We start from the raw sequence: 11,749 nt of genomic DNA, 5'->3' as shown, positions 1-11,749 counted from the left end.
TTAACATTTGCTAAACATTTATCCTGTTTTTCGCCACTAGTTTAGCAGTGAGATAAAAGTTAACCCGATATGCAATTTGAATCTACATTGTTTGCGGCCATGTACTGGAAGCGTGCGCCCTTTTTACGGCTAATAGTGCCGCTTTTAGCTGGCATTACCTTGCAGCTGTATATTTCCTGCTCACTTTTTATCCTGTTGCCAATAATAGCGGTTAGCATAAGCGGATTGTTATTGTTCCGGCTATTGCCTGTTCAGCTGCGGTTTGCAGCTGCCGGCCTGCCTGGCGTATTGTTGTTTATACTCGTAAGTTGTTGCGGTTGTTTATTGTTGTACCAGGCGGATATCCGCCACCAGTCAGGGTTCTTTGATAGTATGACTAAGGACTCTTCCACGCTGTTATTGCGTATAGAAGAGCCATTGCAGGAAAAAGCACGCTCTTTTAAAACAACGGTCTCCGTAACAGCCATCAATGACCATAGTAAGTGGATGCCCGCTAAAGGCCATTTACTGGTCTATTTTACGAAGGATTCTACACTACCCTGTTTAGCGTATGGAGATGAGATAATAGTCTCAAAAAGGCCTGAATTGATCAAAAACAGCGGCAACCCTGGTTCATTTGATTACCGGCAGTACTGTGCTACACAACAAATCTATCATCAGTTGTACCTGCGGGTGACGGATTTTCATAAACTCCCGGGAAACAGCGGTAGTGTGCTAACCCGCTTTCTGCTACAGGCGAGGGATTACTGCCTGAGCAACCTGAAAAAATATATTGGTGATGGCCCCGAAGCCGGTATGGCAGAAGCTTTGCTGATAGGCTACCGGCAAGATCTGGATAAAGATGTTGTACAAAGCTATAGTAACACGGGTATTGTTCACGTGATTGCTATTTCAGGGATGCATCTCGCATTGTTGTACGGTACACTGCTATGGATGCTGCAATGGTTGCCCCGGCGTAAATGGACAGATGTATTGAAGGCTGTCGTTATACTCATTGTGCTCTGGGGATTTGCATTGTTAACCGGTGCATCAGCGTCTGTACTGCGTTCTGCAGTGATGTTTAGCGGTATTACCATTGGCCGTTTTGTATTGGGGCGATACAGCAGCATTTACAATACACTGGCGGCATCTGCTTTTCTGTTGCTTTGTTATAATCCGTATTTCGCTATAGATGCAGGTTTTCAGCTATCATACCTGGCTGTGCTCAGCATCCTGCTGTTTTATCAACAGATCTACCGGCTATGGCAAATAAAAAGCAAATGGGGTGATATGCTATGGCAAATGGCGGCGTTGTCACTGGCAGCACAACTGATTACCACACCAGTAAGTTTGTTTTATTTTCACCAGTTCCCCAATTATTTCCTGGTGGCAAACCTGCTTGCCGTTCCGTTATCAACAGTGGTGATCTATGGAGAAGTAATACTGCTGTTTATCGCATCCTTTCCGCTGCCGGCAAAATGGGCAGGCTGGGGGCTTAAGTACCTCATACTATGGATGAATACAAGTGTAAAGTGGTTGGGGGAGCTGCCTTATGCGCTTATAAAAGATATTCATTGCAATATTTATCAAACTGTTTTTTTGTATCTGCTTATTGCCGGTATGGCCTTGTGGCTGATGCTAAAGTGGCGGCCAGGTTTATGGCTGGCTTTTGTTAGTGTATGGTGCTGCGCTATAACACACGCTCTTTGGGTAATAACATGCTACACACAAAGCAGCATGATCGTATATAACGTGCCCGCCTATACGGCTATTGACTTTGTAGAGGGGAGCCAGGTGCAATTTGCCGGCGATGATAGTTTGTGGCAACATCCGGCAGGACAGCAACTGCTGGCTGCAAGAACAAGTATGCGGGTGCATCCGGCAATACCAGTCACGTTTCAGCAGTATGGTAAGTATATCCGTTTCCATGGAAAACAACTCGTTATTATAGACAGTGCTTTGCCAAAAGTTGTTCCCGGGAAAAAATTCTATACGGATTATATTTTATTAACACATAATCCACACGTGGATATCAGACAACTGAAGGCTTTTTTCGACTGCAACACCTTTATTTTTGCGGCATCTAACTCTTCCCGCAGGATTCAGCAATGGAAAAGTGATTGTTACGTGTTAACTTTGCGCTTCTTTTCGGTTCCGGATCAGGGAGCCTATGTTATTAATTTCTAATGTTTTCCATTCATGCAAAAGCAAATTAAATCAGCTTTGATCTCCGTTTTCTATAAAGATAACCTGGAGAACATTGTTAAAAAATTAGGTGAACAGGGTGTTACCATCTATTCTACCGGCGGTACACAAAAATTTATTGAGGAGCTGGGTGTTAAATGTGTGGCAGTAGAAGACCTGACCGCTTACCCTTCTATCTTAGGCGGACGTGTTAAAACCCTGCATCCAAAAGTATTTGGTGGTATCCTGGCCCGTCGTGATAATCCGCAGGACCTGGAACAGCTGAAGGAATACCAGATCCCGGAAATAGACCTGGTGATCGTAGACCTGTATCCGTTTGAGGAAACGGTGAAGAGCACCAGCGTGGAACAAACGATCATAGAAAAAATAGATATAGGTGGCGTTTCCCTGATACGTGCTGCCGGCAAGAACTTCAAAGATGTAGTGATTGTTGCTTCTAAAGATCAGTATGCTGATCTGGAAAAGGTATTAACAGAAAATAATGGTGCTACTACCTTACAGGATCGCAGAAGCTTTGCTGCTAAAGCATTTGAAGTATGTGCACATTACGATGTAGCCATCTCTCAGTATTTCCTGAATAACGAGCCCGGTGCAAACTTCCAGCTCTCTATTCCGGAAGGACAGGTAAACCGTTATGGCGAAAACCCGCATCAGCGTGGTGTTTTCTATGGTAATCTGAATGAGGTCTTCAATAAATTACATGGTAAGGAATTATCCTTCAATAACCTGGTAGATGTGGATGCTGCCTGTCAGCTGATCCAGGAATTTGAAGCCACTACCTTTGCGGTGATCAAACATACCAATGTATGCGGTATTGCTTCCCGTGCTACCCTGAAAGAGGCCTGGGATGCAGCTTTGGCCGGTGATAAGGAAAGTGCTTTTGGCGGCGTATTAGTTACCAACAAGGTAATTGATAAAGCAACCGCTGAATCCATCAGTGAAATATTCTTTGAAATACTGATTGCGCCTGGATTTGATGCAGATGCGCTTACCGTGTTACAAGCAAAAAAGAACCGCATTTTACTGGAACAAAAGCAACCGGTGAAGAGCAAATACATGTTCAAAAATGTATTGAATGGTGTATTGCTGCAGGATAATGATAACGGTAACTACAAAGAGTGGAACGATGTAGGTGCACATGCTGCTACTGCTGAAGAGAGGGCTGATCTGGAGTTTGCCAACATTGTATGCAAACACCTGAAATCAAATGCTATTGCCCTGGTGAAAGATAAACAACTGGTAGGTAAAGGTTGTGGTCAGACTTCCCGTATTGATGCCCTGCGCCACGCTATTGAAAAAGCAGGTCAGTTTAATTTTGAGCTGAAAGGTGCAGTAATGGCTTCTGATGCTTTCTTCCCGTTTGATGATTGTGTACGTATTGCGCATGAACAGGGTATTAAAGCGATTATTCAACCTGGTGGCTCTATGAGAGATAATGACTCCGTAGAATTCTGCAAACAGCATGACATGGTGATGGTAATGACTGGCATGAGACATTTCAGACACTAGCTTTTAGCAGTAAGCGATTAGCTTTTAGTACTTCATATAAAAAGAAAGCACCGGATAATTCCGGTGCTTTCTTTTTGAGTGTAATAATATTCGAAAAAAAATGATAGTATTGTCCGTTTATAAATCATTATAGTTCTAAATGCTAATAGCTAAAAGCTAATAGCTGTTTCAGATGTCTTTTATCCAACAAAATATCATGCAGGATGCAGATGATGCCTATTTGATCCGGGAGTATAAAGCTACCGGCAAACTGGATTATCTGGCGGCCCTATACCAGCGTTACATGAACCTGGTATATGGGGTGTGCCTGAAATATTTTGACGAAGAAGCCAGCAAAGATGCCGTAATGCAGATCTTTGAGGAACTGATCGGCAAACTGAAACTCCATGAGGTGCAGAATTTCAAGAGCTGGCTGCACGTGCTTTCGCGTAATCATTGTTTAATGAAGCTGCGGGCCATGAAAAACAAAGAATCCAGACAGGTATCTATTGATGACCATCCCTTTGTGGAAAATGAAGAAACAGGGCATCATGAAAACGGGGTAACGCTGGAAGATAATCTCCAGAGCATGGAAAAGTGCCTGGAAACCTTACCGGAAGAACAAAAACGCAGTGTAAACCTGTTTTATCTGCAAGAGAAAAGCTATCGAGAGGTATGCGTTATTACCGGATATGAAATGAATAAGGTAAAAAGCTATATCCAGAACGGAAAGCGAAACCTGAAAATATGTATGGAGCAACAACATGTCTGACAAGCGACCACATATAAAACCAACGGAACTCGCCGGGCTCATACGCCAATATCTGGCTGGTGAGCTGGACGATAAAGCCATGCATGACCTGGAACGCCAGGCCCTGGACGATCCGTTCCTGGCTGATGCGCTGGATGGTTATGCTCAGCACCGGCCGGAACAGCAGACGCAACAGGCCGATCTGACTTTCCGTTTGGCTGCCCGCGTGGCTCCGCAACAAGGAAAAGTGCGGACCATGTATTATCGTTGGGCTGCTGCTGCCGCTATTTTGTTGCTGCTATTTTCTGGTGGCTGGTTCCTGTGGAATGAGCAAAAACGTACTTTGCCCATTGCCGGGATAACACCGTTGCAGCCTGCTCCTGTAACAGATTCTGCTGTTCCGGTGGTAAAAGAAGCAGCTCCTGCACTGGCAGCTGCAGATAATCTTTCAAAGAAAGTAGCTCCGCCAGTAGCCACTGTGCCGGCAATATCGCGGGAGGCTGCAAAAGAACCCCGTCGTATGCTGAAGTCGGCTGATGCTACTGCGCCCACTCCATCCACTGAAACTGCATTGAAGAAAGAAAAAGAGCTGTCAGCACCAATGAATGATGCTTCTGCTGGTTTGCATATAACAAAGGTATCCCCGCTTGCTGCTGCTGGGCCAACGAAGGCAAAGTCCGCAGCGCCACCAATACTTGCAGATAAATCAACTGACGACTCATCTAAATCCAGCGGATTAAACGAAGTGGTTGTATCTGGTTACAGTGTGCAAAAAAATGTGCGGATACGGGGTGTGGCAGCTGTAAAAGCGGATAGCCTGCACTCTAATGCACTCAATGAAATGGTGGTAGTAAAAGGAAAGGTAGCTGGTGTGGATTCCGGCAACGCAGATGCAGAAGCCGTTTACAGCGCCCCAACTCCGGCGACTGGCTTTACATCTTTTCAGAATTATCTCACTACTCATACTACCAATCCGGATAATCAATCTACGGGCACAGTGCGTGTATCCTTCACCGTTATGCCGGATGGCTCATTGCAGGATTTTAAAGTAACCCGCCATCTGAATGAAGCGTGCGATGCAGAAGCTATCCGTGTAATAAAAGAAGGCCCCGAATGGAGGCCTGCTTCAGACGGAAAGCCCGCCAAAGTAAAATTGAAAGTAAGATTTACAGTAAAAAAAGACTAGGACTTATGCCTTTCTTTCCATTGCTGGTTAAAGGATTTGGCCGCAAATACGGGTAACTCGCGCTTGTCTCCCCAGCCCTTTGCAAAAAATCTGCGGAGTAGAAAATTCTTCATTTTGCCACTGGCCATATTCATCATCTTACGGCTGTTACAGCCTTGTTTCCACACAAACCAGGCAAATTTTTCGCCACCGGAAGTAAAGTTTTCTTCTACAGCTTTTTGCCTGTTATGCAGCAGCAATTCATGCAGATTGATACGTACCGGACATACTTCTGTACAATTGCCACAGAGAGAGGAGGCAAAACTGAGATGCATATACGAATCCATCCCTTGCAGGTGTGGTGTAATAACGGCGCCAATAGGGCCGCTGTAGGTGGTAGCATAAGAGTGACCACCAATATTTTTGTATACAGGGCAGGCGTTGAGGCAGGAACCGCAGCGGATGCAATATAAACTCTCACGGGCAGTGGTGTCTTTCAGGATATTGGTACGACCGTTATCCATCAGGATCACGTACATTTCCTCAGGACCATCTACTTCACCTTCCTGGCGGGGGCCACTGAAGATGCTGTTATAGGCAGTTACCTGCTGACCGGTGCCATAAGTGGCCAGTAACGGCCAAAACAGCGCCAGATCAGTAACAGAAGGCAGTACTTTTTCAATACCTACCAGTACTATATGTGTTTTTGGAAATGCAGTAGTGAGACGGGCATTGCCTTCATTTTCACTGACTGCAATAGAGCCGGTGTCGGCAATGATAAAGTTGGCGCCCGTAATGCCAATTTCTGCTTCCAGGTATTTGTGGCGTAGCTTTTCACGGGCCACCAGCGTAAGTTGTTCTGGTGTAAGACCCGGATCAGTTCCCAGTTTTTCTGCAAACAAACGCGCTACATCTTCCTTGCTTTTATGCATGGCCGGTGTAACAATGTGGTACGGTGGTTCGCCATCCAGTTGTTGAATATATTCTCCCAGATCAGTTTCTACACATTCAATACCGTTGCTGCCCAGAAATGCATTCAGATGCACTTCTTCAGTAGCCATGGATTTACTTTTTACAATGCTTTTGCATTGTTTGGCCTTACAGATGGCCAGAATTTCCTGCTGTACCTGTTCTGTTGTTTCTGCCCAAATGACTTTACCACCGCGCCTGGTAAAATTCTGTTCAAATTCTTCCAGGTGATTATCCAGGTGCTCAATAGCTCTCCACTTAATGTTTTTGGCTCTTTCACGTGCACTGGGTAAGTCGGAAAACTGTTGTTTACCGGCCTTTACAGCTGTATTATATTTTCCTATATTGAAATTGATAGTCTGGCGGTGACCAAGATCAGATGCTTTCTTTTCACTTTCTTCCAGAAAAGTGGATGCTGTTTGATGCATAAGCTGCGCAATAAAATGCCTGGTTAAAGATAGTTAACTTCACTTTCCTGATTAACGCCTGGAAAGTTATTTATGTTCCTTTCTTGCGATTTTATCCAGCACTTCATAAAATTCCGTGCCGTATTTTCTGATCAAAGCATCTTTCAGGAAACGATATACTGGTACTTGTAGTGTTTTACCGTTTTTACAGGCAGCTTTGCAAAGATCCCAACGATCATAATTTACTGCTTCGAACGATTCATATTTTTTAATCCGGATGGGATAAAGGTGGCAGGAGACTGGCTTTTTGAAATCCACTACGCCATCATTATAAGCTTTTTCAATACCGCAGCCTACAATGCCGTTGTTATCGATAGTAGCGTAAGCACAAATGCCCTTATTTACGATAGGGGTAACATATCCATATTCGTCGTCAATAGTGTTGGTGCCTGTATGCTCTATTTCCTTGATACCATCTTCCCGCAGGTAAGATTTTATGAGGGGATAAATTTTTTTCAGGGTTTTAACTTCCGCTTTATCGAGCGGGGCGCCGCAATCACCTGCTACACAACATGCTCCTTTACAGGCGGACAGATTGCATACAAACTGTTCTTCAATTACTTCGTCACTAATGTATTTGTCGTCAATGATGATCATCTGGTAATAGTCTTTTGCCTGGAATGAACACTCCGCAGACAATTTTAATAAGACCACAAAGTTACAATATTACGTGGTTATCTCCAGCGGAGGGTTTCCACCATATGCCACATGTCCTGTTCCAGGAATTTGCACACAGGTGCCAGTGAATCGGCATTTGGTGTTACATCGAAATAAAGTGCGCCACGGAGGAAGTGGTTCACGGAATCTGTAGCAAAAAACTGCTTTGCAGAAGCGGCGTTACCGCCAACTTCGTAAAAAGTACCACTGACCTTGTTGGCAGTATGGATTACATTTTCGTCTATGTATTCAGCTTTATAAGTGTGTTTGTAGGTCATTTTGAAGGCATCATCCACCAGTTTACGGAAGCTGTTGCCAGGACCGATAATTTTGTAGCTCATATAAATTTTTCCATGGAGAGAGGGGAAGTCAACGTTGATCCAGTAAGGGTTTTCCGGCATCTCTCCAAAAAAGGAAGTATCCTTTATAATATTCGCATATTCTGGATATTCGAATGTATAAGGGTAGCCGGGCTTATCAAACGTGCGGTATTTTCTTTCCGGAAGCTTTATCTGGAAATATCCTCTGGGCTTAGGTGTGGATACATTTTCACAGGCAGCGAGCATGAATATCAGCAGGGAAAAAACGGCAATAGCCTTTCCTTTTATGTTTGGCATTTTATTATTCACATTTAATAGGCGGGCCTAGGCTTTCTCTGCAGCGTCGGGCCTGATGGTGATCTGTACTTTCTGGATGCGCATTTTATTTACTTCCAGTACAGTGAAATCGAAGTTGCTGTAATTGATAACGCTGTTTTCTTCCGGAAATTTTCCGGCCAGCTCCAGAATTAAGCCGCCAAGAGAGTCGCTTTCGCCTTTTACATGTTCAAAGGTGTCGGGAGATATGTTAATGATGCGGCAAACGTCGTTCAGCATGGTTTTTCCTTCAAATACGTAGGTGAAGTTGTCTACCTTGTTGTAGTTGAATTCTTCTTCATCAAATTCATCTTTGATATCGCCGATTACTTCTTCCATAATATCTTCCAGCGTAACAATGCCGGAGGTACCGCCAAATTCATCTACTACTACAGCAAAATGCATGCGCCTGCTTTGGAATTCAGAGAGGAGGTCTTCAATGAGTTTGTGACCATGCACAAAGAAAGGCTGCCGCATTACTTCATGCCAGTCGAAACTATTTCCTTTACCGAGGTGGGGGAGCAGGTCTTTGGTATGAATTACGCCAACGATATTGTCCAGGTTATCTTTGTATACAGGCAAACGGGAGTAGTGCAAATCGGCTACCCGCTTGATGATATCATCAAATGTGCTGTTGTATTCCACGCCATTTACATCCAAACGGCCGCGCATGATTTGTTTTACGGTGATGTTACCGAACTTCAGAATGCCTTTGAGAATATTTTTTTCTTCCTGGGAAGCGGTGGGGTCTACGCTCATTTCTATGGCTTCGTCAATTTCTTGGTAGTTAACCGGACCGCTGCCACGGTGGAACAATTTAGCTTCCATGCTGCCGCTGAGGCTTACAAAAAAATCGCTGACAGGCTCCAGTGTAGCGTGGATAAGGCTTACGAACCAGGCAAAATAGGTAGCAAAACGAATATTGTTTTGTGCAGCCCATACGCGTGGAAGTATTTGTCCGAAAAACAGCAGCACCAGGCATATAACGGCAATACGTACCACAAAGGAAACTACCGGCAGGGTTTGCAGGTCTTCCATCTGGGTAACGAGGTAGTTGGTGATCATGATAAACGCGATCATCAGCAGGATACCTGCTATTTGCAGAGAAGCCAGCAGTGATTTTGGTTTTTCCAGCAATTTGGTGATGAGCTTACCGGATGCATTCTGGCGGGTTTTGAGTACGTTCAGGTCCTTATAGTTTAAGGAAAAGAAGGCAACCTCTGCCCCGGACACGATGAAGGTAAGCAGCAGCAAAACAAAGAGAACAAGCAGAAACACCACCATATTAGGGGCGGCAATTGGTGTGCTGGCTTGTAAGAAATAGGATATGTTGCTTGCCGAAAGGATAACCAAGATGTTCAACTTTGATGTAAAGAATCAAAAATAATGGGAAAGTAATTCAATGGAATTGCTTTCCCTGCACGCAAATATAAGTAATGTCCCTTAACGGGATTACGTACATTGAAAACTTAATATTTTTATTTACAACTAAAAAGGCAGATCGTCTGCAGGTTCATTCAGTGAAGGGGGTATTTCCATATTCGGGAAACTTTCTGCACCGCCTGCACCGCTACTGCTATGGTGAGGTATGGGGTGATCTTGGTTATTGAGGTCCATGCGTTTATCCAGCATTACCAGGTTGTCTCCTACAACTTCGGTGGCAAATTTTTTATTGCCTTCCTTGTCTTCCCAGCTGCGGGTGCGTAAACGACCTTCAATGTAAACGAGGCTACCTTTGTGCAGGTACTTTTGCGCCAATTCTGCCAGTCCCCGCCACAGCACTACAGTATGCCATTCTGTTTGCGAAATGAGTTTGCCGGCTCTGTCCTTGAATGTTTCAGTTGTAGCCAATGAAAACTTAGCCACCGCTATATTTCCTTCCAGAAACTGTACATCCGGATCTCTGCCCAAATTGCCAATCAGGATTACTTTATTAACACCTCTCATAGTTGTAGGTTTTTTTAGTCTATTGTTAAAAAGTTCTTCTTTTAATAAATAAACAACCTTCTTAAAGTTAATATTTTTTTCCAATCGATAGGGAAAAATTTCTTGCTGGCAGCAGGTTGAGCCGGATTTGGATAAGATGGACTAATTTTTAAGTGGCTTAACGTTTAATGTATATTTTTTAATTCGTATGTGTGTCTTTTAGAATAATTGCAGGTGGTTACTCTCCAGAAAAGTGGTGATAGTTTTCGGGAAAGCGTAGTTATTAAGTGTTTTGCGGGGCACCAGCATATATTCCTTTTGCGTGAGCGGCTTTTGCAGGGAGATGGTAATGAACTGGCTGTGAATGGTTTGATGCGTAAGCTGTTGTTTAAATTGCGCAGATACCCGTTCTATGTTAAAAGCTGTTTTTTGAAAAATATTTTTGAACGCATCTGTAGTTTGTAATAAAGTGATATCAACGGGGGCGGGCGTTTCTATCAAAATAAATTCATGGAGATTTTGCCAGATATCGTTTTCTGTTCTTTTCCGGATGTAGATGTCTTCTTTATGTTCTACCAGCAGGTAGTTAAAGTATCTTTTTTTGATCTGGAGTTTTTTAGATTTTATCGGGAGAAGCGCCACCAGTTGCTGATGATAGGCTACACATTTTTTATTCAGGGGGCAATCGCTGCAAACAGGTTGCTGGGGTTTGCATACTACCGCACCAAAATCCATGATGCTTTGATTGTACGCTGCTGCTTGGTCTTTCAGCAATAATGCTCCTGCGAGCTCTTCAAATTGTTTTTTGCCTGCGGTGGTGTCTATGGGGGTTTCTATACCAAAGTAGCGGGAGAGGACCCGGAAAACATTGCCATCGAGCACAGCGTGGGGGAGATTGAAGGCAAAAGAGGCAATAGCTGCAGCGGTGTACGGACCGATTCCTTTCAGTGCTTTTATCTGATCGTACTGGTTTGGGAAGGTTCCGTTGTAGGCATTGGTAATTTCACGGGCAGCGGCCAACATATTTTTGCAACGGGCATAATAGCCTAATCCCTGCCATAAGCGGAACACTTCTTCTTCTGGTGCGGCGGCCAGTTTTTTCACCGTCGGATAGTTTTTAATGAATCGCTCATAGTACGGCCAGCCTTGTTCCACGCGGGTTTGCTGTAAAATAATTTCAGATAGCCATATCCGGTAGGGATTTTTTTCACCTTTCCAGGGCATGTTGCGGGTATTGGTTTCCCGGTTCCATTCCAGTAATGTTTCCGTAAAAAAATGTCGGGATGATATCATTTATATATTATTTTAATAAAATTATTTAGTATATTGATATGGCAAATGCTGTCCAAAACCCTATAAGTTATATCTGATAACCATTTCCGGGCATGCAAATAAATATAAATTATCGCCAATAGCAGGTATGAGAAAAAATAATAAAATTTATTTGCCTAAAATTCAGCAATTAAAATTTTTAAATTAACTTTGAGAGTAAAGTAATCCTCTCGCT

The 11,749-nt window shown here is 43.7% G+C and carries 10 protein-coding genes; 4 read left to right on the top strand and 6 right to left on the bottom strand.

Annotated elements, in window-relative coordinates; genetic code table 11:
• Window positions 1-69 precede the first annotated feature (69 nt).
• From CLV51_RS02115 to CLV51_RS02100, 4 genes are all read left to right on the top strand, one after another.
• A complete protein-coding gene (locus CLV51_RS02115; protein ID WP_106526358.1) occupies window positions 70-2,166 on the top strand; it encodes a ComEC/Rec2 family competence protein in 2,097 nt (698 codons plus the stop codon).
• A 12-nt stretch (window positions 2,167-2,178) separates the two neighbouring features.
• On the top strand, window positions 2,179-3,693 hold the full coding sequence (purH, locus tag CLV51_RS02110) for a bifunctional phosphoribosylaminoimidazolecarboxamide formyltransferase/IMP cyclohydrolase (RefSeq protein ID WP_106526357.1): 1,515 nt from the start codon (window positions 2,179-2,181) through the stop codon (window positions 3,691-3,693).
• Window positions 3,694-3,865: 172 nt separating this feature from the next.
• Entirely contained in the window at window positions 3,866-4,444 is a 579-nt protein-coding gene (locus CLV51_RS02105; protein ID WP_106526356.1) for an RNA polymerase sigma factor, read from the top strand.
• Window positions 4,437-5,609, top strand: a complete 1,173-nt coding sequence (locus CLV51_RS02100) for an energy transducer TonB (protein WP_106526355.1) — start codon at window positions 4,437-4,439, stop codon at window positions 5,607-5,609. The genes CLV51_RS02105 and CLV51_RS02100 overlap by 8 nt, the downstream gene beginning before the upstream one ends.
• Here the strand turns inward: CLV51_RS02100 and CLV51_RS02095 are convergent.
• The 6 genes from CLV51_RS02095 to mutY all read right to left on the bottom strand — a co-directional run bounded on the left by CLV51_RS02095 (window position 5,606) and on the right by mutY (window position 11,535).
• Window positions 5,606-6,985: a LutB/LldF family L-lactate oxidation iron-sulfur protein gene (locus CLV51_RS02095; RefSeq protein ID WP_106526354.1), complete on the bottom strand. Its 1,380-nt coding sequence runs from the start codon at window positions 6,983-6,985 to the stop codon at window positions 5,606-5,608. The genes CLV51_RS02100 and CLV51_RS02095 overlap by 4 nt on opposite strands.
• Before the next feature lie 66 nt (window positions 6,986-7,051).
• A complete protein-coding gene (locus CLV51_RS02090) occupies window positions 7,052-7,678 on the bottom strand; it encodes a DUF3109 family protein (protein WP_245898599.1) in 627 nt (208 codons plus the stop codon).
• 20 nt (window positions 7,679-7,698) lie between these two features.
• Entirely contained in the window at window positions 7,699-8,298 is a 600-nt protein-coding gene (gene gldD, locus CLV51_RS02085) for a gliding motility lipoprotein GldD (RefSeq protein WP_170115316.1), read from the bottom strand.
• Between the two features lie 27 nt (window positions 8,299-8,325).
• Entirely contained in the window at window positions 8,326-9,669 is a 1,344-nt protein-coding gene (gene gldE / locus CLV51_RS02080) for a gliding motility-associated protein GldE (RefSeq protein ID WP_245898598.1), read from the bottom strand.
• Between the two features lie 135 nt (window positions 9,670-9,804).
• Window positions 9,805-10,263 (bottom strand): single-stranded DNA-binding protein, encoded by a 459-nt coding sequence (locus CLV51_RS02075; RefSeq protein WP_106526351.1) that lies wholly within the window; start codon window positions 10,261-10,263, stop codon window positions 9,805-9,807.
• 198 nt (window positions 10,264-10,461) lie between these two features.
• Window positions 10,462-11,535, bottom strand: coding sequence for an A/G-specific adenine glycosylase (mutY, locus tag CLV51_RS02070; protein ID WP_106526350.1), 1,074 nt, complete (start codon window positions 11,533-11,535; stop codon window positions 10,462-10,464).
• Between the last annotated feature and the right edge of the window lie 214 nt (window positions 11,536-11,749).

The sequence above is a fragment of the Chitinophaga niastensis genome (assembly GCF_003014755.1).
GTDB classification, from domain to species: Bacteria; Bacteroidota; Bacteroidia; order Chitinophagales; family Chitinophagaceae; genus Chitinophaga; species Chitinophaga niastensis.
The sequence above is the reverse complement of the archived record's forward strand: the minus strand, read 5'-3'. Positions and strand labels throughout refer to the sequence as shown.

Bases quoted from the DNA above. Each gene is read 5' to 3' on its own strand.
- CLV51_RS02115 (WP_106526358.1), top strand. From the start codon at position 70: ATGCAATTTGAATCTACATTGTTTGCGGCCATGTACTGGAAGCGTGCG.
- purH (WP_106526357.1), top strand. From the start codon at position 2,179: ATGCAAAAGCAAATTAAATCAGCTTTGATCTCCGTTTTCTATAAAGAT.
- CLV51_RS02105 (WP_106526356.1), top strand. From the start codon at position 3,866: ATGTCTTTTATCCAACAAAATATCATGCAGGATGCAGATGATGCCTAT.
- CLV51_RS02100 (WP_106526355.1), top strand. From the start codon at position 4,437: ATGTCTGACAAGCGACCACATATAAAACCAACGGAACTCGCCGGGCTC.
- CLV51_RS02095 (WP_106526354.1), bottom strand. From the start codon at position 6,985: ATGCATCAAACAGCATCCACTTTTCTGGAAGAAAGTGAAAAGAAAGCA.
- gldD (WP_170115316.1), bottom strand. From the start codon at position 8,298: ATGCCAAACATAAAAGGAAAGGCTATTGCCGTTTTTTCCCTGCTGATA.
- CLV51_RS02075 (WP_106526351.1), bottom strand. From the start codon at position 10,263: ATGAGAGGTGTTAATAAAGTAATCCTGATTGGCAATTTGGGCAGAGAT.
- mutY (WP_106526350.1), bottom strand. From the start codon at position 11,535: ATGATATCATCCCGACATTTTTTTACGGAAACATTACTGGAATGGAAC.